The organism is Oleiphilus sp. HI0125 (assembly GCF_001635355.1).
This window is the reverse complement of sequence record NZ_LWGF01000955.1, coordinates 1-1,134: the sequence shown is the minus strand read 5'-3', so window position 1 is coordinate 1,134 and position 1,134 is coordinate 1. Positions and strand designations below refer to the sequence as shown.

General features: G+C 45.0%; 1 protein-coding gene. It reads right to left on the bottom strand.

Translation table 11 applies throughout. The features are described from left to right. Positions 1-1,134 (bottom strand): bifunctional diguanylate cyclase/phosphodiesterase (locus tag A3762_RS16380; RefSeq protein ID WP_156493523.1); only part of this gene is annotated, 1,134 nt, incomplete at both ends.

The window sequence follows — 1,134 nt, the reverse complement described above, 5'->3', positions numbered from 1 at the left end:
CGATATTATGCTGCCATACCAGAAGCGTTTCTAAGCTCATCGGTTTAGCGACAAAATACCCCTGTATGAGATCAACATCTTGATCAAGAAGATAACGAAGTTGGCTTTCAATTTCGACACCTTCTGCCACGATTCGACACGATAACTGCTTGGCCAAATAGATAATCACGTCAACGATGCTGCGTCCGGCATCGCTATGCTCGAGTTCGTCAACAAAGCGCTTATCGATTTTGATCTCATTGACGGGAAGTTTTTGCAAATAGGCTAAGGACGAATATCCTGTACCAAAATCATCAATAGACAAATCAAAGCCCAAGCTTTGTAAGCGCTTCATCTGTCGCATGGCAACGTCTATTTCAGTCAGTAAAGTCCCTTCGGTAATCTCTATGGTGATTCTTTCTGGAGAGACTTCATAGCGGCTTAATACCGAGGTCACGGCCTTTTCAAAATCATCTTTTATAAACTGGCAAGCACTGATATTAACCGCGATTCTGAAGTTTTCAGCGATACTTTCATCGCGCTCCATCACCTTCACTACACTGCACACATGACGAAAAACCAGTTCTTGTAGTTGCGGCATGATGTCGAGTTTTTCTGCTAATGGAATGAACTCAACTGGAGAGATAAAACCTTTTTCTGGGTGCTCCCAACGCATTAATGCTTCGAAGCCTTTCACACGTCCTGTTTTGTCAACTTGAGGTTGGTAGTACACCGTCACTTCTTCGTTATTCAGCGCATGCTCTAAGTCATATTCTAGGTGGAGTTGTTCGATCAGGTTTTTTTGGATCGTCTCATCAAAAAACACGACGCGCTCGTTGAGCTCTTTGGCTCGGTACATCGCAGACTCAGCCTGATTGATCAATTTTTCAGGGACAACGTTCTCGCCGCCAAAAACGTTGATTCCAACTCTCGCTGAAACTCTTAGCAGTTTATCGGCCACTTTGAAGTGCTTGTCGAATACCGACAGTACTTTCGTCGCGATACTCGTTGTGTCGCGCGTCAGCGTTTTTAGAGAATCGCTCATCGCATCAAGTAAGATTACAAAGTCATCGCCACCAATACGCGCTAGAGAATCCCGATGATCCAAGACCGCACCGATACGCTTTGAGATCGCAACCACCAGAGCATCACCAC